Annotated in this window: 25 protein-coding genes; 9 read left to right on the forward strand and 16 right to left on the reverse strand. The window is 68.1% G+C overall.

Going from position 1 to position 21245, the window contains the following annotated elements; all coding sequences use genetic code 11:
• Positions 1–141: 141 nt before the first annotated feature.
• The 3 genes from Q8K49_RS14390 (at position 142) to Q8K49_RS14400 (ending at position 2642) form a co-directional block, all read left to right on the forward strand.
• The gene (locus tag Q8K49_RS14390; RefSeq protein WP_305306782.1) at positions 142–1284 is read left to right on the forward strand and encodes a DUF2336 domain-containing protein; all 1143 of its coding nucleotides are present in this window, start codon (positions 142–144) and stop codon (positions 1282–1284) included.
• A gap of 31 nt (positions 1285–1315) precedes the next feature.
• Entirely contained in the window at positions 1316–2098 is a 783-nt protein-coding gene (locus Q8K49_RS14395) for an NAD kinase (protein WP_305306783.1), read from the forward strand.
• A gap of 67 nt (positions 2099–2165) precedes the next feature.
• Complete coding sequence (locus Q8K49_RS14400) at positions 2166–2642, forward strand: Hpt domain-containing protein (protein WP_305306784.1); 477 nt, start codon at positions 2166–2168, stop codon at positions 2640–2642.
• Positions 2643–2697: 55 nt separating this feature from the next.
• Here the strand turns inward: Q8K49_RS14400 and Q8K49_RS14405 are convergent, their stop codons facing one another.
• Entirely contained in the window at positions 2698–3840 is a 1143-nt protein-coding gene (locus tag Q8K49_RS14405) for a DUF2336 domain-containing protein (protein ID WP_305306785.1), read from the reverse strand.
• 75 nt (positions 3841–3915) lie between these two features.
• The gene (locus Q8K49_RS14410) at positions 3916–4710 is read right to left on the reverse strand and encodes a transglycosylase SLT domain-containing protein (RefSeq protein WP_305306786.1); all 795 of its coding nucleotides are present in this window, start codon (positions 4708–4710) and stop codon (positions 3916–3918) included.
• A gap of 197 nt (positions 4711–4907) precedes the next feature.
• On the opposite strand from Q8K49_RS14410, the gene Q8K49_RS14415 reads away from it, so the two are divergent.
• The gene (locus tag Q8K49_RS14415; protein ID WP_305306787.1) at positions 4908–5639 is read left to right on the forward strand and encodes a TonB family protein; all 732 of its coding nucleotides are present in this window, start codon (positions 4908–4910) and stop codon (positions 5637–5639) included.
• Here Q8K49_RS14415 and Q8K49_RS14420 read toward each other — a convergent pair whose 3' ends face one another.
• Both Q8K49_RS14420 and Q8K49_RS14425 read right to left on the reverse strand, forming a co-directional pair.
• Positions 5640–6650, reverse strand: a complete 1011-nt coding sequence (locus tag Q8K49_RS14420) for an FAD-binding oxidoreductase (protein ID WP_305306788.1) — start codon at positions 6648–6650, stop codon at positions 5640–5642. It abuts the gene before it with no gap.
• Between the two features lie 95 nt (positions 6651–6745).
• Positions 6746–8599 (reverse strand): phosphoenolpyruvate carboxykinase (GTP), encoded by a 1854-nt coding sequence (locus Q8K49_RS14425; protein ID WP_370867787.1) that lies wholly within the window; start codon positions 8597–8599, stop codon positions 6746–6748.
• Between the two features lie 217 nt (positions 8600–8816).
• On the opposite strand from Q8K49_RS14425, the gene Q8K49_RS14430 reads away from it, so the two are divergent.
• The 4 genes from Q8K49_RS14430 (at position 8817) to Q8K49_RS14445 (ending at position 12158) form a co-directional block, all read left to right on the forward strand.
• A complete protein-coding gene (locus Q8K49_RS14430; RefSeq protein ID WP_305306790.1) occupies positions 8817–9431 on the forward strand; it encodes a DUF938 domain-containing protein in 615 nt (204 codons plus the stop codon).
• Positions 9432–9507: 76 nt separating this feature from the next.
• A complete protein-coding gene (locus Q8K49_RS14435) occupies positions 9508–10011 on the forward strand; it encodes a heme-binding protein (protein ID WP_305306791.1) in 504 nt (167 codons plus the stop codon).
• Positions 10012–10042: 31 nt separating this feature from the next.
• Complete coding sequence (locus tag Q8K49_RS14440; RefSeq protein WP_305306792.1) at positions 10043–10798, forward strand: pseudouridine synthase; 756 nt, start codon at positions 10043–10045, stop codon at positions 10796–10798.
• Positions 10799–11165: 367 nt separating this feature from the next.
• Positions 11166–12158: a PAS domain-containing sensor histidine kinase gene (locus Q8K49_RS14445; RefSeq protein WP_305306793.1), complete on the forward strand. Its 993-nt coding sequence runs from the start codon at positions 11166–11168 to the stop codon at positions 12156–12158.
• Positions 12159–12164: 6 nt separating this feature from the next.
• Here Q8K49_RS14445 and Q8K49_RS14450 read toward each other — a convergent pair whose 3' ends face one another.
• A complete protein-coding gene (locus Q8K49_RS14450) occupies positions 12165–12908 on the reverse strand; it encodes a MauE/DoxX family redox-associated membrane protein (RefSeq protein WP_305306794.1) in 744 nt (247 codons plus the stop codon).
• Positions 12909–12978: 70 nt separating this feature from the next.
• On the opposite strand from Q8K49_RS14450, the gene Q8K49_RS14455 reads away from it, so the two are divergent.
• Entirely contained in the window at positions 12979–13395 is a 417-nt protein-coding gene (locus Q8K49_RS14455; RefSeq protein ID WP_305306795.1) for a MerR family DNA-binding protein, read from the forward strand.
• 53 nt (positions 13396–13448) lie between these two features.
• On the opposite strand, the gene Q8K49_RS14460 is transcribed toward Q8K49_RS14455, so the two are convergent.
• The 11 genes from Q8K49_RS14460 to crcB all read right to left on the reverse strand — a co-directional run bounded on the left by Q8K49_RS14460 (position 13449) and on the right by crcB (position 21064).
• A complete protein-coding gene (locus Q8K49_RS14460; RefSeq protein ID WP_305306796.1) occupies positions 13449–13763 on the reverse strand; it encodes a GIY-YIG nuclease family protein in 315 nt (104 codons plus the stop codon).
• A gap of 321 nt (positions 13764–14084) precedes the next feature.
• Entirely contained in the window at positions 14085–14345 is a 261-nt protein-coding gene (locus Q8K49_RS14465; RefSeq protein WP_305306797.1) for a low molecular weight protein tyrosine phosphatase family protein, read from the reverse strand.
• Positions 14346–14411: 66 nt separating this feature from the next.
• Complete coding sequence (locus tag Q8K49_RS14470) at positions 14412–15191, reverse strand: abortive infection family protein (RefSeq protein WP_305306841.1); 780 nt, start codon at positions 15189–15191, stop codon at positions 14412–14414.
• A 5-nt stretch (positions 15192–15196) separates the two neighbouring features.
• Entirely contained in the window at positions 15197–15556 is a 360-nt protein-coding gene (locus Q8K49_RS14475; protein WP_305306798.1) for a hypothetical protein, read from the reverse strand.
• A gap of 33 nt (positions 15557–15589) precedes the next feature.
• The gene (locus Q8K49_RS14480) at positions 15590–17122 is read right to left on the reverse strand and encodes an acyl-CoA carboxylase subunit beta (RefSeq protein ID WP_305306799.1); all 1533 of its coding nucleotides are present in this window, start codon (positions 17120–17122) and stop codon (positions 15590–15592) included.
• Positions 17123–17286: 164 nt separating this feature from the next.
• Entirely contained in the window at positions 17287–17613 is a 327-nt protein-coding gene (locus Q8K49_RS14485) for a transcriptional regulator (RefSeq protein ID WP_305306800.1), read from the reverse strand.
• Positions 17610–18068 (reverse strand): hypothetical protein, encoded by a 459-nt coding sequence (locus Q8K49_RS14490; protein ID WP_305306801.1) that lies wholly within the window; start codon positions 18066–18068, stop codon positions 17610–17612. The genes Q8K49_RS14485 and Q8K49_RS14490 overlap by 4 nt, the downstream gene beginning before the upstream one ends.
• Positions 18069–18146: 78 nt before the next feature.
• On the reverse strand, positions 18147–18911 hold the full coding sequence (locus Q8K49_RS14495) for an ATP12 family chaperone protein (protein WP_305306842.1): 765 nt from the start codon (positions 18909–18911) through the stop codon (positions 18147–18149).
• Positions 18908–19594 (reverse strand): HAD-IA family hydrolase, encoded by a 687-nt coding sequence (locus Q8K49_RS14500; protein ID WP_305306802.1) that lies wholly within the window; start codon positions 19592–19594, stop codon positions 18908–18910. The genes Q8K49_RS14495 and Q8K49_RS14500 overlap by 4 nt, the downstream gene beginning before the upstream one ends.
• Before the next feature lie 55 nt (positions 19595–19649).
• On the reverse strand, positions 19650–20684 hold the full coding sequence (locus Q8K49_RS14505) for an RluA family pseudouridine synthase (RefSeq protein WP_305306803.1): 1035 nt from the start codon (positions 20682–20684) through the stop codon (positions 19650–19652).
• Positions 20681–21064 (reverse strand): fluoride efflux transporter CrcB, encoded by a 384-nt coding sequence (gene crcB / locus Q8K49_RS14510; protein WP_305306804.1) that lies wholly within the window; start codon positions 21062–21064, stop codon positions 20681–20683. The genes Q8K49_RS14505 and crcB overlap by 4 nt, the downstream gene beginning before the upstream one ends.
• Positions 21065–21245 lie beyond the last annotated feature (181 nt).

The raw sequence follows: 21245 nt of genomic DNA on the forward strand, positions 1-21245 counted from the left end.
TCTCAATCCTCATTCTGATCAGCCATACACGCTCGCGCTGTGTGAAGCCGTCGTCAAGATTCAGCTTCCGTTAACCGCGTCTTAGTGGCCCCGGCCTAGCTTCGCCTGAGCTGACCCATTGTCGGCGCGCCGGAGACGCCAGTGGTTCTCGTCCAACTCGTGCCCGCCAGCCGCACCGCCGGCGCCGCTCCGCGGCCCTGTGACCTGGTGGCCTTGGCGCACAATCGCAGCACGGAAGCTCGCCAGCGTCTGTTGCTGGGCGTCGTGGCTCTTTGCGACGCCTGTCCGCCATCAGGAGAACTGTCTCCGGTACTCAGCGAAATATTCCTGACCCTGGCCCGCCAGGCCGAGCGCGAAGTGCGCAAGGCCTTGTCAGAGAAACTGGCCCACGCTGAATGGGCCCCCGCCGCCCTGGTGAATGTCCTGGCGTTGGACGAGATCGAGATCGCTCGGCCGATCCTCGAGTCCAGTCCCATCCTGCAAGACGAAGACCTGTTGCGCGTGCTGATCGAGGCGTCGCTGGAACACCAGATCGCTGTCGCGCGCCGCCCTCAGATCAGCGGACGGGTGGCGGACGCCGTGATAGAACAGGCTGAACCGGCTGTGCTCATGGCCCTCACCACCAACCGCACCGCCGAGATCAGCACCGAGGGCGTGCGGCGGCTGGTCGAACATTCCCGTCGCATCGCCGCGCTCCGGGGCCCGCTCACCCGACATCCGCTGCTGACCGAGGCCTTGGCCGAACAGTTGTACCAGTGGGTCGGAACCGCATTGCGCCAATCGATCGCCGCCCGCTTCACCGTCGATGAACAGGCGTTGGGGGCCGCAGTCCATGACGCGGTGGAAGGTGTCATCCGCCCCTCCAGTCCTGAAGAGAGCCCGCTGGATCAGGGTGACCGCGATGAGATGGAACGGCGACTGATCGACAAGTTGCAGTCCGCCGGGCAGTTGCGCGCGGGTCTGCTGATCCGCGCGATACGCGAAAAGCGGCTGAGCCTGTTCGAGCACGGCCTGTCCGCGCTGGGCGGGTTCACCGTCGGACAGGTGCGCACGGCTCTATCGGCGCCGACGCCGGAAGCCCTCTACTATGCCTGCGCCGCGGTCGGAATCGACCGGGCCGTGTTCCCGTCCCTGCTCGTTGAACTGCGCAAGCTCAACGAAGCCCTGCCCGGCGATCGGGGCGAGGCTGTCTGGCTGAGAGGAGCCCTGTCGCGGGGTTCTGCGGCGCGCGCTTTCAAGGTTCTGATCGGCGCCGATCACGGCGAGCTGCAAACCGCCGTTTGACTTCGCCGCCGGGCTCGGCTTGCGTACATTCGTGACCGAACCAGCGCCGGCCCCCATCCGCATCACCTTCGCCGCCTCGGATCGGCCCGAGGCGCAAGCAGCCCGTGAACGACTGACGGCACGCTACGGCTCGGTCGAACCCGTCGACGCCCAGGTCATTGTCGCGCTCGGCGGCGATGGCTTCATGCTGGAGACGCTCCACACGGTCATGGATCAGCGAACCCCCGTGTTCGGCATGAACCGCGGCTCGGTCGGCTTCCTGATGAACGATTTCGAGGAGGAGGGTTTGCTCGAGCGGCTGGCGGGCGCCGGACGCGCGGTGATCCACCCCCTGCAGATGGACGCCTGGACCGAGGCCGGACAGGCGCACAGCGGCGTTGCCATCAACGAGGTCTCGCTGCTACGCCAGACGCGCCAGAGCGCCAAGCTGCGGATCACCGTCGACGGCCGGGTCCGGCTGGAGGAACTATCGTGCGACGGGTGCATGCTGGCCACGGCCGCAGGATCCACCGCCTATAACCTGTCCGCGCACGGACCCATCATTCCGCTCGACTCGCGGGTGCTGGCGCTGACGCCGATCAGCGCCTTCCGGCCACGGCGCTGGCGCGGAGCCCTGTTGCCGCATCAGTCGAAGGTCTGTTTCGAGGTGCTGGAGCCGGACAAGCGGCCTGTCAGCGCCACGGCTGACGATCTCGAGATTCGGCGGGTAGCCCGCGTCGAGGTCCGTGAACGCCGCGACATCGCGCTGACCATGCTGTTCGATGCCGGCCGGTCGTTCGAGGAGCGGGTTCTGGCCGAGCAATTCGCAACCTGACGAACGTGCACCGCTTTTTAATGACGTGAATGCGAGGTTTGCTTCAGATCGTTCGCAGGAGTCAGCCGTGAGCAACCCGGCCCAGGTCATTCGCCCTCCCAACACCCTTCGCATGAAGGTCGGCGGAGGCTTCGGCGGCATCGACGCCAACGCCATTGCCAAGGCTGAGCAAGCCTTGCAGGCGATGTCGTCGCAGTTTGGACAATGGCTGCAGGATGAGATCGTCAAGCTGGACAAGGCTCAGGCCGACATCCGCGCTTCCGGCTACAACGCCGCGACAGCCGAGGCCCTCTATTTCCGCGCCCACGACCTGAAGGGCCTGGGCACCACCTACCAATATCCGCTGGTGACTCGCCTCGCGGGTTCGCTTTGCAAGATGATGGACGATCCCGCCAAGCGCATGGCGGCGCCGATCGTGCTGCTAGACGCCCATATCGACGCCATCAAGGCCGTCGTCCGCGACGAAATCCAGACCGACGATCATCCGGTCGGCAAGATCCTGGCCGAAACGCTGGAAGCGCGGGTCGCAGACCACCGGAGCTGAGCCGGTCACCGTCACCCATCGACGCTGACGCCCGCCTCCGGCGGGCGTTTTGCTGTCAGGCGGCGGCGCTGACCTGGGCCTTTGCCGGCAGCGGATCGTGATCCAGCCGCTCCATCAGATAGGCCAGATCCTCACGTGGCGCGTTGGGGCGCTGGGTCAGGAAGCGCTCCAGCATCTGCTGGCGGAAGGCGTCGCCGGACGTATCCACGCCCTCGGCCTGAAGCGTGCGCCATGTATCTACTCCAGCGCGATAGGCTTGAAACAGGCGCGGCGGCAGGCCCGCCCGATCATAAATGGCCTTCAACCCCAAAGGCCCGGCGTCATGGATCATCAGCCAGGCTCGCGCGTGCGGCGTCCCGGCCAGTTCAGCCACCCCGTGTTCAAACAGGGCCATCTGTCCCCGCGCCAGCGCCCTCAGCAACAGCGAGGCGGTCAAAACCCGGCGTGCGTTCAGCTTGGCGACGAACTGCGGCAAGTCGGCCTGGCTTGACGCCTGGTCGACCAGATCCACCGTGGCGCGTTCGCGGGCGAAGGCGGCGAGGCGGATCGCGGTCTCCGGGGCCACCGCATGGCGGGTGACCAGATGCTCGCGGACAGCTTCGGAGGCCAGCTCAACCAGCCGCTCCGTCACGGACAACGGCAAAACCTGACGGTAGGCTATGGCGGCGACAATCTCGGGCGAGGTCCCGAAGCGGTCGATGCAGCGGCCCAGCGCCGCCTCGGCGATATCGGCGTTGTCGTTGGCGGACAGGGTGCGCACAGCCTGTTCGCAGCCCACCTCGGCCAGCTCGGTCGCCACGTCCCGGCCGACATCAGGTCGGCCGGCCACGGCGACCTGACGCAGCGGCGATCCAGCCTGAACGATCTCGATCAGATCCTCATCAGTGAAGGCCGGTGAGAAATTGATCAGCGGCAAGGCGACGCTGTCGACATCGGCCGCCAGCTTGCGCGCGACATCCCGGGGAATCAGGTCCGAGGCTTTCAACGTCACCGCCATCGCGCGCCGCACCAGTTCGGCCGCGTCCTGGGCCAGCATGCGCAAGATTTTCCGTGCCGCCTCGCGGTCCTCGTCATGGAGTTCCGCCTTCTCCATGCTGCGGCACAGCTTGTGGGCCGCAGCGGCGCGCTCGTCCTCGTCCGTCGCCTTGATCAGGCGGCGGATGTCGATCTCGGTCAGGCGGGCTCGGTAGGCGGTCATGGGCGGGTCCAGGCTTTGTCGCTCAGCATCGGCCCTGCATCCTTAACGGGCGGTTCACCATCGCCGGATTCGGGATCAGAGGCTCTTGCTTGCTTCCGGAGCGAAAGCGCCGCCGAAGCCGCCGCTCTTGCCATCTCCGTCCTGTCCTATCAGCAAGGCCAGCAGGCTCTGATCCTGTTTCAGCCGGTCCAGCCGGGCCGCCAGCATCCGGTCCCGCTCGGTCAGGTCCGGCGCGGCCGGCGTAGCGCTCGCCGGGGCGGGCGCTCCATCGCCGGCGCTGCGTTGCAGATTGGCGTGCACCTCGGCCACCGTCGCGGGCCGACCGTCGCGGTAGAAGATGGACCGATTGGCGGCGGCTGCTTCGGGGAAGAGCGTCACAGCGCTGGCGCCCGGCCGCCGGTCCACGGCGTCCATCAACTGCGCCGCCCCTGCTGGTCCAAGGAAATGCGCGGCGTAGAGGTCGCCCGCGCCCGGTTCGCGCCCGGACCTGCCTCGCAGATAGGCGGCGTTCGACGCCGTCAGCTCCGCCGCCATGGTCGAGGCCGCCTGCGGGTCGAACCGCAGATCCAGCACGACGTTGCGCGCCGAACCCTCGACCCGCCAGCGTCCGTCCCCGCCGCGATAGATCAGGTCCGCGTACTGGCCGTAGCCGTGCTTGGCCCCATGCGCTTTCACGGTTCCGAGCCAGGTCTGTTCGATGAACTGGAACAGGCCCGCCGCCGATGAGGTTCGAGCCCGAGCCGAGGGGTTCATCGCGCTTTCGCGACGTGCCGTCCGAACGAGGAAATCAGCGTCCACGCCCGTGGCGTTCGAGGCGCGCCGAATGGCTGCCTCAACCCCGCCGACGGATGGAATCGCTCCGATATTCATGAGTCATGACGCTGAGGGTTCGTGGTTAACCAAATCCTAATAACCGCCGGAGCGTCCACAGCCACTTAACTTTCATCCAGCCGCGCCGCCACGGTGGCGCTTTCAAGGCGAAGCTTGCCCCAAACTTGCCGCCAGGTCAGCGCTCACCTTGTCCGTGGGACGCTGTGGGGACGGCGATAGACAGGGATGAGACGGCCATGATGATCGAGACAGCAGGCGGCCCCGGACTGGTGAGCCCCATCGACTTCCACGAACGCAAGACTCCGCGGTTCTCGAAAGCGACCTGGGTCGCGGTCGGTATCGTCGTCGCGGCCCATGTCGGCCTCGGCGCGGCGATGTACTATCAACGGTTCGAGATGCCGCAAGTGGAGGCGCCGCCACAGCAAAATCCGTTCGACGTCACCATGGTCCGGCCGGAGCCCAAACCCCTCCCCGAGCCCAGGCCCATCGACCCCGCTCCGCCCAACACCCGGGTCAACGAACCGACGACCCCGGCGCGCGATGTCGAGACCGTGGTCGTGACCCAAGGCGAGACAGTCGCCGACAGCACCACCATCACCACAACGACCCGGTCGCCCGACCCCGTGGACGACGCCGCGCCGGTCGAGACGGTTCGCCCGACGCCGTCGGCGGTCATCACCAACCCCAGTTGGTCGCGCCAGCCGTCGGCCGATCAGATGATGCGGGCCTATCCGGAACGGGCGATCGCGGCGGGGGTGGCGGGTTCGGCGTCGCTGAACTGCCTGGTGCTGCCCACGGGTGCGGTGACTGACTGTAACGTCACGCGGGAGACGCCCGGCGGCTATGGTTTCGGTAGGGCGGCGCAGAGCCTGTCGCGCCAGTTCCGGGTTAATCCGCGCACCGTTAACGGCGCCGCGGAGGGGTCGCGGGTGAGCGTCAACCTGCGCTTCAACCCGCCGGTGGACTGATCAGGCGAACCTGAGCGGATCGAGGGCGGCGGCGTCCGCCATGGGCGTCCTGCCCTCGATTCCGTCCGCTGTAATCCGGGCGACGAGCGGCCCCATCAGCCAGCCGTTGCGTCGCGGCGCCAAGGCCAGGTGCAGGCCCGGCTCGCCCGAGGGGCCGGCCAGCGGCAGGCCGTCGGCGGTCGCGCCGCGAATGCCGACCCTGGTCGGCCCGGCGTCGCCCGTCACCTCCAGCAAGGCCAGACCGGCCTCGACCTGCCGCACGGCCTCGTCCGGATCGGGCTCGAGATCGCGGCGGCCGGGCTCCATGGTGGCGCCGATGACCACGCCGCCCTCGCAGGGCGCGGCATAGACGCCGGGGTCTCTGACCACCCGGCGCGGGGTCGCTGTGGCGACGAATGTCAGTTGGCCGCGGATCGGCGTGATGGCCGATACACAGGCGGCGACGGAGCTCGGCAGGCCGGGAACAGGCTCCCCGGCGCCGGTAGCCAGCACCACCGTGGCGCTGAACCAGACACGGCCGTCGCCCAATTCGACCCGCCAACGGCGGGCGTCGCCGGCCAGGCGTGCGACCTGGCCCCGCACCATCGCGAGACCCGACGTCCGCGCCAGCGCCTTCAAGGCCGGAGCGACCTCGACGCGCCAGTCTTCGGGGGTGGTCAGGCCGTCTGGGTTCAGTTGGGCGTCAAAGCCGAGCAAGCAGAGGCGGGCAACCGCAGCCTCGGCCTCTGGTCCACGCCAATCCGCGCCCTCGCGCAGCAGCTTCAGCCCTTGGGACTCTGCGAAGACGGGCCAAAGGTCGCGGGCGCGCTTCAGCAGGGCGGCGCGCGAGGCGGTCAAGTCCTCCGACAGACTCTCCAGCGCCGGGGCGATCATGCCGGCGGCGATGGAGGAAGCGTTCGGGCCGCCTGGGTCGATGACGGTCACGGCGTGGCCGCGCGCGGCCAGTTCGGCCGCTGTGCAGAGGCCGAGCACACCGGCGCCGATGACGATCACATCAGGGGAGGAAGCCACGGGCGATCAGATCGACCGCCCGGGCTCGGAATGCAAGGCGCTATCGCGAACGACACGGTCGTTCGCTGCTTGAGCCCGGTTGCAAGGCGCTATCGCTACTCCGCCGCGATGGCTGCCGCGCGGGCGCCCCCGATGCGCGCGACAAGCGCCGCGTGCTGCTCCCACAGCGCCGCGGGCAGGCGATCGCCGAACTGGGCGTAAAAGTCCGGGATCAGCGACGCCTCCTCGGCCCAGACGGCGGCGTCAACGTCCAGCAGGGTCGACAGGTCGGCGTCCGACAGGGTCAGGCCCGACAGGTCCAACGCCCCGCGGGTCGGTACGCGCCCGACCGGCGTGTCGACGGCCTCGGCCTCGCCGTCCAGACGTTCCGAAATCCACTTGAGGACGCGGGCGTTGTCGCCAAAGCCCGGCCAGACGAACTTGCCTTCGTCGTTCTTGCGGAACCAGTTGACGAAATAGAGGCGCGGCAGCCTGGCCGCCTCGGTGCGCCCGTCCATCGACAGCCAGTGGGCGAAATAGTCGCCCATGTTGTAGCCGCAGAAGGGCAGCATGGCGAAGGGATCGCGGCGCAGGGTCCCGATGGCGTTCTCGGCGGCGGCGGTGCCTTCCGAGGCCACGGTCGAACCCATGAACACGCCATGTTCCCAGTCAAAGGCCTCCGTCACCAGCGGCACGGCCGAGGCGCGGCGGCCGCCGAACAGGATGGCGTCGATCGGCACGCCCATCGGATCCTCCCATTCCGGCGCGATGGTCGGGCATTGCGAGGCCGGAGCGGCGAAGCGGGCGTTGGGGTGGGCGGCGGGCTCGCCGGATGCCGGGTCATGGGCGGCGCCCTTCCAGTTGGTCAGGCCTTCGGGGGCCACCTTGGTCAGACCTTCCCACCACACGTCATTGTCGGCGGTCAGGGCCGTGTTGGTGAAAACGGTGTTGGAACCCATCGTGGCCAAGGCGTTCTGGTTGGTGTTGCGGCTCGTGCCCGGGGCGACTCCGAAGAAACCGGCTTCCGGATTGACGGCATACAGGCGGCCGTCGTCGCCGAAGCGCATCCAGGCTATGTCGTCGCCGATGGTCTCGGCGGTCCAGCCGGGAATGGTCGGCTGGAGCATGGCCAGGTTGGTCTTGCCGCAGGCCGAAGGGAAGGCGGCGGCGACGTATTTGGCGCGGCCCTTTGGATCGGTCAGCTTGAGGATCAGCATGTGCTCGGCCAGCCAGCCCTCATCGCGGGCCATGACCGAGGCGATGCGCAGGGCATAGCATTTCTTGCCCAGCAGGGCGTTGCCGCCATAGCCAGAGCCATAGGACCAGATCTCGCGGGTTTCGGGATAGTGGACGATCCACTTGTCCTCGTTGCACGGCCAGGACACATCGGCCTGGCCCTCAGCCAGCGGCGCGCCGAGGGTGTGAACGGCGGGCACGAAGACACCGTCGTCGCCCAGCACGTCCAGCGCGGGCTGGCCCATGCGGGTCATGACGCCCATCGAGACGGCGACATAGCCGCTGTCGGTGATCTCGACGCCGAGGGCGCTGATCTTCGAGCCCAGCGGGCCCATCGAGAACGGCACGACATACATGGTCCGGCCCGCCATGCAGCCGTCGAACAGGCCGTTCAGGCGGGCGCGCATCCCGACCGGATCGGCCCAGTTGTTGGTCGGGCCGGCGTCGATCTCATTGGCCGAACAGATGAAGGTGCGGCTCTCGACGCGGGCGACATCCTTGGGATCCGAGGCGGCGTAGTAGCAGCCGGGCCTTTTCGTCTGGTCCAGTTCGCGCAGCGTGCCCCTGCCGATCAGGTCGGCGACGATGACGGCCTTTTCGGCCTCCGAACCGTCGCACCAGTGGACGCGGGCAGGCTTGGTCAGGTCGGCGATCTGCTCGACCCAGGCGACGAGACCGGCGTGGCTGGTCGGGGCCGGGTGAAGGCCCTGTATGGCGGATGCGGTCACAATCACTCTCCTGAACGTCGCCCGGCGATCTGCGCCGCCATGGCTCTCCCTTGCGTGATATCACGCAATGTTTCAGGGGCGGAATGACATCTAAGGCGACGCGGCGTCAACCAATGCACGTTTCAACCTCTCGCGAGCGGGTCGCCCGGCGGGGCCTGCATATTTCCGGTCGCGGAGAGGGGCGACGCGGGGTATCGGGACGGTCATGCAGACGTTGGACCCGATGACCGCGACTCCCTCGGGCGCCCTCGCCTCGCCCGCCGTGGCGCGGAATACGCGGCCGATCCTCGAGGTGCTCAAGGCCCATATGCCGGGGCGGGGGCGGGTGCTGGAGATCGCCGCCGGCTCGGGCGAGCACGCCGTGGCCTTCGCAGCCGCCCTGCCGGGGCTCGACTGGACGCCCAGCGATCCCGGCGTCGAGGCTCGGGCCAGCATCACGGCCTGGGCGACGGCGGCGAGCCTGCCGAACCTGCGCCCACCGCTGGCCTTGGACGTGCTGGACCCGGCGACCTGGCCCAAGGAGCCGCTGCAGGCCGTGGTCTGCATCAACATGATCCATATCAGCCCGTGGGCGGCGACCGAGGGGCTGATGGCGCTGGCGGGGAGCCGGCTGGCGACCGGCGGCCTGCTGGTCCTGTACGGGCCGTATCGCGAGGCCGACGTTCCGCTGGCGGCCTCCAACGCGGCCTTTGACGAAAGCCTGAAGGCCCGCGATCCGGACTGGGGGCTGAGGGATCTGGACGCCGTGGTGGCGGCGGCGAAGGCCGAGGGGCTGGCGCTGACGCGGCGGGTCGAAATGCCGGCGAACAATCTGATGCTGTTGTTCCGACGGGTCTGACCGGCCCCTTGTGCTTCCGGCGGGGATGTGGCGGCATTCCCGGCGAAGCTGGCTGAACCTTATCGAAAGCGCCGACATGAAACGTCTCCTCCTGGCTCTGGCTGTTCTGGCCGTCGCGGCTCCGGCTTGGGGACAGACGCCACCGACGCCCGCGCCGGTCCCGGCTCCGGCTCCGCCCTATGGCGCGCCGATTGGGCTGGAGGCGGCGCAGGCGCTGATCGACCGGGCCATGGAGGCCGCCCGCGCCCGCGGCTTCCGCCTCGCGGTCGCCGTGGTCGAGCCGTCGGGGGAACTGGTCGCCTTCGGGCGGATGGACGACGTCCAGTATGGCTCGATCAATGTCGCCCAGGCCAAGGCCCGGTCCGCGGCCCGGTTCCGCAGCGCCACCGCCGCGGCGGAAGAGCGGCTGGCGGGCGGTCGCATGGCCCTGCTGGCCATCGACGGGCTGATGCCTGTCGCCGGCGGCGTGCCCATTGTCGTCGACGACCGGGTGGTCGGGGCCATCGGCGTGTCGGGCGCATCGTCGGCGCAGGACGACGAGGTGGCGCGGGCGGCCATCGCGGCAGTGACGGGCGGCTAGACCCGGCTGCGCCTGACCGGTAGGACCCGGCATGGCGTTTTCCCGAACCTATGACGGCGATGAGCCGGTCCGGATCAACAAATGGCTGGGCCAGACCGGCGTCTGTTCGCGGCGCGAGGCGGACGCCCTGATCGCCGACGGCCTGGTCTCGGTCGAGGGCGAGGTGGTGACCGACGCGGGCCGCAAGCTGGAGCCCGGGCAGACCCTGACGCTGAGCGACCGAGCCACGGCGGCGCTGGCCGAGGGCGTGACCATCGTCATGCACAAGCCGCTGGGCTTCGTCTCGGGCCAGCCGGAGCCGGACAAGATCCCGGCGGTGCGGCTGATCACCGAGGCTAACCGGGTCGGACCCGGCGCAGTTCCGGCCGAGGACGCCTCCCTGCCCCCGATCGGGCGGCTGGACGAGGATTCGCGGGGCCTGTTGCTGCTGTCGTCGGACGGGGTGGTGGCCAAGGCGGTGATCGGGCCGCAGTCCGATCTGGACAAGGAGTATCTGGTCCGCGTGAGCGGCGACATCACCGAGAACAAGCTCAAATTGCTGCGTTTCGGCCTGATGCTGGACGGGCGCCAGTTGAAGGCCGCGCGGGTGAGCCGGATGGAGTCCTTCCGGCTGAAATTCATCCTGCGCGAGGGCCGCAACCGCCAGATACGGCGGATGTGCGAGATGGTCGATCTCGAAGTTGTCGATTTGATCCGTGTACGGATCGGGCCGCTGAAGCTCGACAACCTGCCCGAGGGCCGGTGGCGGATGCTGACGCCTGAGGAGCGTACGGCGCTGGTCGGCTGAAGGGGCGAAAGGGTACGATCCTGCTCTGAAAATTGCGGATCGAATTTCAGGAAGCGGACCCCCGGGGGTCGAAGGGCGGGCGCCGGATCCTGCGCGGACGCGGCGGGGGTTTGGAAGACTGTCAAAGACCGGCCCGGCGGGCATTTGACCAGTATGCACACACCTGCGTCAAAATTGGTCGCAGGCGCCTGCGGGCCGTCGTCCGCAGGGTCGGGACGGCGCCTTCGGGGCCGCAAAGGGCGAGATTATACGGGGCGGGAAGACACTGTTTCGGCGGCGGGAAACGGTTTGGCTTGTCCGGCGTTTGGCCCCTGCCCGACGGAAACACCGGCTGGCCCTCCGACCAGCAACCCCGTACAGGCCATCCATGTCCTCCGACGACGAAATCATCGACGCTGCCTTCGTGCGCACGGTGCTGGCCGCCTCCAACGACTGTATCAAGGTGTTGAACCTCGACGGCGACCTGGCTTTCATGAGCGAGGGTGGGCAGCGTGTGATGGAGGTCAGCGACTTCAATCAGTTGCGCGGTTGCCCCTGGCCGTCGTTATGGGAGGGTCAGAGCAACGCCGAGGCGAAGAAGGCCGTCGCAGAGGCGCGGGCGGGGCGCAACTACCGCTTCCAGGGGCCGGCTGACACCCTCGCGGGCAATCCACGATGGTGGGATGTGCAGGTCACGCCCATCCCCGGCCCGGACGGCCAGCCCGCGCGCCTGCTGTCGGTGTCGCGCGACATCACCGGGCTGAAGCGGTCTGAGGATCAGCACCGGCTGCTGGCGCTGGAGCTGAACCACCGGATCAAGAACGTCCTGGCCATGGTGCAGGCGATCGCCAGCCAGACCTTCCGCGCCACCTCGGACCCGACTGAAGCCAAGGCGGCTTTCCTCGACCGGCTGGGGGCGCTGGGGGCGGCCCAGGATCTGCTGACCGAGACGACCCTGACGGGCGCGCGCATGGCCGACATCGTCGCCGACGCCTTCCGCCCGCATGGGCGCGAGGGTCAGGTGACGGCCTCGGGACCGGAGGTCGACCTGTCGCCGCGCTGCGCCCTGGCCATGTCGCTGGCGCTGCACGAGCTGACCACCAATGCGATCAAATACGGCGCCCTGTCGGCCGACGGCGGACGGGTGATGGTCAGCTGGACGGTGACCCCGGGCAAGGACGAGACGGCCTTCGTCCTGACCTGGGCCGAAAGTGGCGGCCCGCCGGTCGCCCGGCCGACCCGCACGGGCTTCGGCTCCGGCATGATCCAGCGGGCCCTGTCCGGCTATGTCGGCGGGGCGACGACGCTGGCCTATAACGCGGCGGGGGTGGTGTTCACGCTGACGACGACGCTGGAGGCTTTGACGGCGGAGGTGAAGTGAGCGGCCCTACATCGCCCACGCCAGCATCCACATCGCCATGCCGACCATCATCACATTCTCCGTCAGGGAGACAAACCCCAGCGGGACGTTCGATGTGCCGCCGACGCAGGCGCATTTGAGCTCGCGCTTGTCGACATAGACAGCCTTGAACACCGAGACCGCGCCTATTCCGCCGATGAACAGGGCGACCGGGGCGGACAGCCAGGTCAGGGCCCCGGCCAGCATCAGCACGCCCGCGCCCAGTTCGGCGAAGGGGTAGACATAGCCGTAAGGCACCCAGCGCCGGGCCAGAAGGTCGTAGTTCAGGAACATGGTCGAGAAGCGCTCGACGTCCTGCAGCTTGAGCATGGCCAGCAGACACATGGACACGGCGATGAAGTTCGGCAGGACCATCGCCGTGATCGTCCGCATCGACAGCCAGTCGATGGCCAGGGCGATCAGGGCGGCGACGGCGAAGACCGCGATCACCGGGGTGTAGCTGGTCGCGCCCGGCTCCGGGACCTTCTGGCCAAAGAAGCGGCGCAGGTCGTCGTAGCCGCCGATGCGGACGCCGTCGATGAAGGTCTGGGGCGTGGTCGGCACGCCGTGCTCGGCCTTGAAGGCGTCGGTCTCGGCGCGGGTCTTCAGGTGATGGTCCTCGATCCTGTAGCCCTTGCGGCTCAGCAGCCAGCGGGCCTTCTGGCCCGAGGGGCAGAGGTGGTCGGGCATGACCATTCGGTAGAGGACGGCGGTCTTTTGTGGTGCGGACATCGGGTTTCTCCAGTTGCCGATAACGGTCCGCGCCCCATGTAGGGTCCGTACCATGGTCCGGAGTCAAGAGATGCCCCCTGCCCGGTCTGCGATGACCATCGCGCGGTTGGCCGCGTCCGCCGGCGTGGGCGTTGAGACGGTGCGTTACTACCAGCGCCGGGGGCTGCTGGAGACACCGCCGCGGCCGGACGGAAGCGGCTCGGGCGGGGGGGCGCGGCGCTACGGGGTCGAGGATGTGCGACGGCTGCGGTTCATTCGCTCGGCCCAGGCGGCGGGCTTCACCCTCGAGCAGATCGGCGAACTGCTGGCGCTGGACGCGGGGACGGACCGGGCCCGGGCGAGGGTGTTGGCGGGGGCGCGGCTGGGGGAGCTGGATGCGAAGATCGCGGAGCTGGAGGCGGCGCGAGCGGCGTTGCGGCGGCTGGCGACGGCGTGCGCGGACGGCGGGACCGGGCCGTGCCCGATCCTGGAGGCGTTTGAGGGGTAGCGCGACCCGCGACTGCGAGTACTCGCCTTGTCATCCCGGAGGCGCCGCGGGCGTCATCGGGGACGGCCCGATGACGCAATCAAATCGCCGTACAGATCGGCCCAGTGAGGATTCGTCTCTTCGATCAGGGCGAATTTCCACGGCCGCAGCCAGCGTTTGATGCGCTTTTCTCGTAGGATCGCCTGATCGACGTAGCGGTGGTGTTCGTACCAGACCAGCCGGTCCGTTCCCCGCTCCCGGCTGTAGCCGTCGATCTGCCCATGCTTGTGCTCGCCGATCCGCCGGATCAGATCGTTGGTCATGCCGACGTACAGCCAGCCACAGGGACCGCTCGCGACGATGTAGACCCAATAGCTGTGGTTGTTCACGGCCGCTCCCTTTGAACAATCTATCCGCGCTCTTGCGAAGGCGTCAAAGTAGAACCGCTCCCTTGTCATCCCGGCCGAAGCGAAGCGGAGAGCCGGGACGGGACCCAGCAAGAAATCCATCCCTTCCGGACAGCCCGATTGGGCTGAGCCGGAAGAAGGGCTGCCGCCGACGGTCTGTTGAAGGGGGGCGCCGCCGGGGGGTCACCCCAACCTGTCTCCCGGCTCAGCCCAAGCGGGCTGTCCGGGAGGGGACAGGGGGGATGGCGCGTCCCGTCCCGGCTCTCCGCTTCGCTGCGGCCGGGATGACAAGGAGGGCCCCGTTCAGAGAAACGGCCCCACCTTCTCCTCCAACAGCGCCACCAGCTCGGGCTGCATGAAGGCGTAGTCGTCAGGGATGTCGAGGCAGATGACGCGGGCGCGCTTCAGCTGTGGCTTGAAGCGGCGCTGGAGTTTGGCGCGGTGGGCGCGCTCCATGACGAAGATGATGTCGGCCCATTCCACCAGCTCGGCGGAGCATTGTTCCTCCGCATCGGGCGCCAGGCCGGCGGAGGCGGTCTCGACGCCGGGCCATGAGGCGAACACCTGCTCGGCCGTGGGGGAACGGAGGCGGTTGCGGGCGCAGAGGAAGAGGAGGTGGGTCAGGGGTACTCACCCACCGGGGCTCTTCCGCGCAACCCACGTCTCAACGATGAAAGTCGCCATTGCTCCAGCCAAGTTGACGGCGAGTTGGGCGTGGCGCGGCGCGGGCTTTATCGGCAGCCTTCCTTGCCCGTGAGAGTCGCTGATGCGGTTTCTGAGGGTGCCGAGACCCTGAACTACGCTGGCACAGCCCCCAAGCACCTGCTTGAAGACCTCTTCCGTGTGTTGGGACGGCGCGATATTGAGCGCCGATGATGCCTTGCTGTAGAGCTTGGGCAGATCGTCCCTGTCGGCATAGGCTACCCCTGCGTCGTCGAGGACGTGCTTGCAGACGGTTTCAAGCAGCGTTCTCGCGGCAGTGATCGCCCCTTCTGGATCGTTCTGCCGACGCGTTAGCGCTTTTTCCCAAACCGCGTGGACCCCTTCAACATCGAACGACGCCAGCACCTCCGACGCACTCGCATCAAGCGGCGCGCTACCTTTGCCTTCAAGGTGATCGAGTAGCGGAACGAAGGCCTCACGAATGATCGTTCTGCGCCCGGCATAGCTGCCCGCCTGCTCGCTAATCCAACCCCAGAAGCCGCTTAGGTCTCGACATGTTCGGACGAAGGAGGGCAGCAAGACTTTCGTCTCAGTCCCTTCCATGAAGTGACGCCGGAGCGCGACGTAGGTGCCATTGTCCGGCGTCGTGCCCGTGGCGCGAGCAATCATCATGTTCTGGAGGAACAGGGCCCGCTCCGCCTCATCAGTCGGGACGTCCTCCGGCAGGTTTGGATCAGCCCATGTCATACCAGTCAAAGGTATCGCTTCTTCGCTTGGTCCGCGACATGACAGGCATGGTGGACGAGGCGGGTGTTTTCCATCGTGTAGCCATCGCAAGCGTTGAAGCGGTCAAGTTCCGCATATTTGTCCGGCAACTCCTCGCCACACAGCGGGCATAGGCCATTCTGCTCGATGCGCTTGGCGGCCTTGATCTTGTTCCGCTCGGCTGGAGTGCTGCGTTCATCATAGCTCAGGCGAACAACTAGCCGCCGCCGAGCCGCAAACAGAAGCTCGCGATCACCGCCAGCGAGATCAGCGAGCTTGCCCCTGATTTCGTCGAGCAATGCGTTGACGTGCGAAAGCTCGTCTGGGGTCAGCCGCCTGTTCGCCATGCTGCTTGAGTTCACCTTCCCTGAGACAGGCCTCTAAAGCGGAATATTATCGTGCTTCTTCCACGGATTGCTCTGCTGCTTGTTCTTCAGCGTCCGTAGCGCCCGGATGAGCCTTCTCCGCGTTCCGTGCGGCATGATTACGTCGTCGATATAGCCGAGCCCCGCCGCCACGAAGGGGTTGGCGAAGCGCTCCTTGTATTCGGCCTCGCGCGCGGCCAGCGCCTCGGGGTCGCCGGCTTCCTTGCGGAAGATGATCTCGACGGCGCCCTTGGCGCCCATCACGGCGATCTCGGCCGAGGGCCAGGCGTAGTTGACGTCGCCGCGCAGGTGTTTGGAGCTCATCACGTCATAGGCGCCGCCATAGGCCTTGCGGGTGATGACGGTCAGCTTGGGCACCGTGGCCTCGGCATAGGCGAACAGCAGCTTGGCGCCGTGTTTGATCAGGCCGCCGTATTCCTGACGCGTGCCGGGCATGAAGCCGGGCACGTCGACGAAGGTCACCAGCGGGATGTCGAAGGCGTCACAGAAGCGCACGAAACGGGCGGCCTTGCGGCTGGAGTCGATGTCGAGCACGCCGGCCAGGACCTGGGGCTGGTTGGCGACGACGCCGACCGTTTGCCCGTCGAGGCGGCCGAAGCCGGTGACGATGTTCCTGGCGAAGTCCGGGCCGATCTCGAAGAATTCGGCCTCGTCGACCGTCTTGAGGATCAGCTCCTTGATGTCATAGGGCTGGTTCGGATTGGCCGGGACCAGGGTGTCCAGGCTGGCCTCGTCGCGCTCGGGGTCGTCATAGCTGTCGCGGACGGGGGGCTTTTCGCGGTTCGACAATGGCAAAAAGCCGATCAGGCGGCGGACCTCGCTGAGGGCCTCCAGATCGTTCTCGAAGGCGCCGTCGGCGACGCCGGATTTCTGGGAGTGGACGCGGGCGCCGCCCAGGTCCTCGTGGGTGACCACCTCATTGGTGACGGTCTTCACCACGTCCGGGCCGGTCACATACATATAGGACGTGTCCTTCACCATGAAGATGAAGTCGGTGATGGCCGGGGAATACACGTCCCCGCCGGCGCAGGGACCCATGATGACGCTGATCTGGGGGATGACGCCGCTGGCAAGCGTGTTCTGGAGGAAGATGTCGGCATAGCCGGCGAGGGATTCCACGCCTTCCTGAATGCGGGCGCCGCCGGCGTCGAACAGGCCGATGATGGGCGCGCCGTTGGTCATGGCCATGGTCTGGATCTTGACGATCTTGGCCGCGTGGGCGCCCGAGAGCGAACCGCCGAAGACGGTGAAATCCTTGGAGAAGACATAGACCAGACGGCCGCCGATGGCGCCGCGGCCGGTGACGACGCCGTCGCCGGGGATGCGCTGGGTCTCCATGCCGAAGTCGTGCGAGCGGTGCTCCACGAACATGTCGGTCTCCTCGAAGGAGCCCTCGTCCAGCAACACCTCGATCCGCTCGCGCGCGGTCAGCTTGCCCTTGGCGTGCTGGCTGGCGATCCGGGCTTCGCCGCCGCCGAGCTTGGCGCCCGCGCGGCGCGCTTCCAGCTGTTCGAGGATGGTGTTCATGCGGCGTCTCCTTGAGCGGGAGGCTTAAGGACGGCCGGGGGCGGAGGCAAGCGCCCCTCCACCATGCTTCGCATGGTCCCCCTCCCCCGTCGGGGGAGGAATGGCGCGCCGTCAAGTCCCCCCCATCGGGGGAGGGGGACCGCCGGAACGGCGGTGGAGGGGCTTTACCCAGAGAACCCCTCCCCCAGCCGGGCTGGTTCGATCATCCCGGCCAGCCGGGTCAGTTCGGCGACATGGGCGGCGAAGGCCTTGCGGCCGACGGCGGTCAGTGCCAACCACGTACGCTGACGCCCGGCGTGGGCCTGTTTGCGCAGCTTGATGTAGCCCGCCTCCTCCAGTTGTTTCAGGTGTTTGGAGAGGACGGAATCCGACACCGCGATCGCGTCGCGCACCATGGCGAACTCGGCTTCGTCGGCGGCCGACAGGATGGCGCAGATCTGCAGTCGGCCGGGGGCGTGGATGACGGGATCGAACTGCGGGACGGCGCTCATACGTCCCCCCGCATTTCGGCGCGATAGACCCGCCGCCACAGGCGCGAGCCGAACAGGGCGATGACGAAGGCCACCGCCATCACCCCCGCCACGACGAGCGGCAACCGGTCCGGATCGACCAGCCGGCGGACCATGACCATGCCCAGCATGGCGCCGGCGAAGACCGCGCCGAGGACGATGGCGACCCAGCGGGCGTTGCGCGGCGAGACGCCGGTCACCTTGACCCCGCTCCGGCGCGCCTCGGCCTGGAACATCAGCACCAGGGCCAGGACGCCGAGGGTCATGCCCGTGACATTGAACGGGCCGTCGAGCGCCTGGGCGCCGACCATCCCGGCCGAAATGGCGGAATAGGCCAAATCATATCGCCAGCCATGGGCGCCGACACGGTCATGCACCGTCTTGCGGGAGGCCGCGATGGCGGCGAGGGCCTCGGCGGGGGTGGGGTCATCGGTCATGGCGTGATCTCACTTTCTGGATTGGAAAGTGACTCTGACTTTCCACTTCGTCAAGTGATTATTTTCCAGACTGGAAAGTTAGACTTCCAACGCCCGGAACCACCGGTCCAGCAGCACGGCCTCGGCACGGCGGGCGGCGGTGCGTTCGGCGGCCTCGGCGTCTTCGCCCCACTGACGTTCCTGAAAGGCTTCGTCGAGCCGGCTGAGGTCGAAGGCGGCCTCGCCCGACAGCACACCGCGCTGGAGCGCCAGCGCCAGAACGGCCGAGCCCAGCAGGGGGGTGGCCATGGCCAGCCCGGTCAGGGCGAAATCATCGAGCCGCAGGGCCAGTTCGCGGACGCGGGCGATGGCGGCGGGGTCTTGGACCCGATGGCGGATGCCCTCGGCCGGTTCCAGGACGACGCCCAGCTCCAGCGCGGCCCAGTCGCGCCAAGGCGTCCACTCGCGGGCCTGTTCGGCGGCCAGCGAAGTCGGATGGTCGGCGAGGTAGCAGAGCAGGTCCGATCCGGCGAAGGCGGCGATCTCGTCGGCCACGGCCTCGCGGACCTGAGAGACCCGGTCGATGGCGGTGGAGGCCAGACGGGTGGCGGGCATGGTCGCCGGGTCGATGAACTCGCCCTGGGCGGCCCATTCCCCGGCCGCCAGACGCGCGGCGGCCGCGGTCGGCAGGCGCAGCGGGGCGTGGGCGGGCGTCTTGGGCGTGCGGCCGTCGAGGGTGACAGCCCAACCGCCCTCGCCTTCCGCCACGTCCACGGCCTTCCAGAAGCGTTTGAGCCGCTCCTCGGACTCGCGAAAGCCCTTGCGGGCGGCGACGTTGGGGTCGAGGGGCGGGATGTGCATCAGGCGGTTTCCCCGGCCATGGCGGCGAAACCGTCCAGGACCACGGCCAGTTCACCGAAGCTGGTCGTGACGTGGCGGGCGCCGGCGGTGCGCTGTTCCTCGATGGTGTGGAAGCCCCAGCTCACGCCGAGGGGCAGGACGCCGGCGTTGACGGCCATGGTGGCGTCGTGGGCCGTGTCGCCGATCATGACCGTCGTGGCCGGACAGGCGTCGCAAGCGGCCATGGCGGCGTGGAGCATGGCCGGATGCGGCTTGCCGGGTCCGTCGTCGACGCAGTGGCTGGACAGGAACAGGTCGGACCAGCCCTCGCGGGCCAGGTTGCGGGTCACGCCGCGGCGCGACTGCCCGGTCGCCAGCGCGAGACGCCAGCCGTCCCGGTGCAGGCGGCGCAGCAGGTCCATCGCACCGTCGTAGAGCGGCTCGTGGAAGTCCGGGTCGGCGTTCATGCGCTGGAAGGCCGCCTTGAAGCCATCGACGTAACGATCCAGCGTCGGCGCGTCGATCCGGGGCGCGATCAGGCGCAGGGCGTCGTGCAGCGGCAGGCCGATGCCGATCCGCACCGTCTCATAGTCCGGCTCGGGCAGGCCGACGTCGCGCGACGCCTCGACGGCCGCGCGCAGGATCGACGCCCGGCTGTCCACCAGGGTGCCGTCGATGTCGAAGACCGCGAGGGGACGGGCCCTCATTCCTCCCCCATCGGGGGAGGGGGACCATCCGAAGGATGGTGGGGGGGGTTGCTCCTCATCGCTGCCGTTTCACCCCTTCGAACGGATCGCTCTCGTTGCCCTCGGCTTCCTCGAAGCCGAAATGAACGAAGCCGGCGCGCATCTCGGGGCTAAGCGGCGCCTCGACCACCAGCATGCCGCCGGACGGGTGTTCCAGCTCGATGCGACGGGCGTGGAGCTGTAGCTTCAGGCCGCTCGACAGCTCCTTCGACGCCTCGTCGCCGTATTTCGGATCACCGAGGATCGGATGGCCGATCCCCGCCATGTGGGCGCGCAGCTGGTGCGTCCGGCCGGTGAAGGGCCGCAGGGCCATCCACGAGGCGCGGTGGGCCGCGCGGCTGATGGTGGCGAAGGCGGTCTCGGCCGGTTCGGCGCGCGGGTCCTTGCGGTCCGCGGGGCGCATCATCTCGAAGTCGTTGATGCCGGTCTTCTTCAGCGGCATGTCGATCTGGCCGGCGGCGGGCTTGGGATTGCCGATGACGATGGCCCAGTAGGTCTTCCTGGCCTGACGCCGGGCGAAGGCGCCCGCCAGCCGCTTGGCCGCCTCGGGACCCTTGCCGAGCAGCAGAACGCCCGAGGTGTCGCGGTCGAGGCGGTGGACCAGACGCGGACGGTCCATACCCTCCCCCCAGGCCGAGAGCAGGCGGTCGACGTGGCGGCTGGTCTTGGTGCCGCCCTGGACGGCGAGGCCGTGGGGCTTGTTGATGGCGATGACCATGTCGTCCTCGTAGAGCACGAGGGATTTGGCGAACTTGATGTCCTGCGGGCTGAGGGTGTGGACGTCGCCGGCCTGACGCGAGGTGTCATCAGGGATCGGCGGCACGCGCACGGCGGCGCCGGCGGTCAGCCGGCCTTCGGGCTTGATACGGGCGCCGTCGACGCGGATCTGGCCGCTGCGGGCCATCTTCTGCACCTGGATGTTGGACAGGTGCGGCCAGCGCCGGCGGAACCAGCGGTCGAGGCGGATGCCGTCCTCGGCCTCGCCGACATAGAGGGTCTGGACCTCGCGTTTGGGGGCGTCAGGGGCTTCCCGGATGGGTTCGTCGGTCAAGAAGCGGCTCCGAAGGCGCGGCGGGCGACCATCAGGCCGATGAACAGGGCGAGCACCGAAAGCGCCACCGAGGCGGCGACGTATCCGCCCGCCATGGCCAATTGACGGCGCTCGATCATCAACGCCGTCTCCATCGAGAAGGCGCTGAAGGTGGTGAAGCCGCCCAGCACGCCGACGGCGGCGAACAGGCGCAGGCTTTCGCCATGCGCCCCGCCTCTGAACGCCAGCCACCCCGCCAGCAACCCCATCAGCAGGCCGCCGACGACATTGACCGTCAGGGTGGCCCACGGCCAGCCCGTCGCGGGCAGCAGGCGGCCGATGCCGTAGCGGGCGACGGCGCCGAGAGCGCCCCCGGCTGCGACGATGAGAAGACGTGTCATGATGCGGGGCTTATACTGGACTTCGCGACAAAGCGAAGGCGAGCGACCCTGACCGAAACTTCACTTGCCCTGCCACGCGGTTAACGCCGATATCTAGCCCAGCGGCGCCGCTTCGCGCCCAGGGGGAACGCCGTCGGCCCGACGGCGTCGATCCGCCATACTGACGGGCTGACGATTTAAG

Source organism: Brevundimonas sp., from assembly GCF_030682035.1.
GTDB lineage: Bacteria > Pseudomonadota > Alphaproteobacteria > Caulobacterales > Caulobacteraceae > Brevundimonas.

Coding starts and splice junctions, on each gene's coding strand:
- Q8K49_RS14405 (WP_305306785.1), bottom strand. CDS start 3,840: ATGACCGCCTACCGAGCCCGCCTGACCGAGATCGACATCCGCCGCCTG.
- Q8K49_RS14410 (WP_305306786.1), bottom strand. CDS start 4,710: ATGAATATCGGAGCGATTCCATCCGTCGGCGGGGTTGAGGCAGCCATT.
- Q8K49_RS14415 (WP_305306787.1), top strand. CDS start 4,908: ATGATGATCGAGACAGCAGGCGGCCCCGGACTGGTGAGCCCCATCGAC.
- Q8K49_RS14430 (WP_305306790.1), top strand. CDS start 8,817: ATGACCGCGACTCCCTCGGGCGCCCTCGCCTCGCCCGCCGTGGCGCGG.
- Q8K49_RS14435 (WP_305306791.1), top strand. CDS start 9,508: ATGAAACGTCTCCTCCTGGCTCTGGCTGTTCTGGCCGTCGCGGCTCCG.
- Q8K49_RS14440 (WP_305306792.1), top strand. CDS start 10,043: ATGGCGTTTTCCCGAACCTATGACGGCGATGAGCCGGTCCGGATCAAC.
- Q8K49_RS14445 (WP_305306793.1), top strand. CDS start 11,166: ATGTCCTCCGACGACGAAATCATCGACGCTGCCTTCGTGCGCACGGTG.
- Q8K49_RS14450 (WP_305306794.1), bottom strand. CDS start 12,908: ATGTCCGCACCACAAAAGACCGCCGTCCTCTACCGAATGGTCATGCCC.
- Q8K49_RS14455 (WP_305306795.1), top strand. CDS start 12,979: ATGCCCCCTGCCCGGTCTGCGATGACCATCGCGCGGTTGGCCGCGTCC.
- Q8K49_RS14470 (WP_305306841.1), bottom strand. CDS start 15,191: ATGACATGGGCTGATCCAAACCTGCCGGAGGACGTCCCGACTGATGAG.
- Q8K49_RS14475 (WP_305306798.1), bottom strand. CDS start 15,556: ATGGCGAACAGGCGGCTGACCCCAGACGAGCTTTCGCACGTCAACGCA.
- Q8K49_RS14480 (WP_305306799.1), bottom strand. CDS start 17,122: ATGAACACCATCCTCGAACAGCTGGAAGCGCGCCGCGCGGGCGCCAAG.
- Q8K49_RS14485 (WP_305306800.1), bottom strand. CDS start 17,613: ATGAGCGCCGTCCCGCAGTTCGATCCCGTCATCCACGCCCCCGGCCGA.
- Q8K49_RS14490 (WP_305306801.1), bottom strand. CDS start 18,068: ATGACCGATGACCCCACCCCCGCCGAGGCCCTCGCCGCCATCGCGGCC.
- Q8K49_RS14500 (WP_305306802.1), bottom strand. CDS start 19,594: ATGAGGGCCCGTCCCCTCGCGGTCTTCGACATCGACGGCACCCTGGTG.
- crcB (WP_305306804.1), bottom strand. CDS start 21,064: ATGACACGTCTTCTCATCGTCGCAGCCGGGGGCGCTCTCGGCGCCGTC.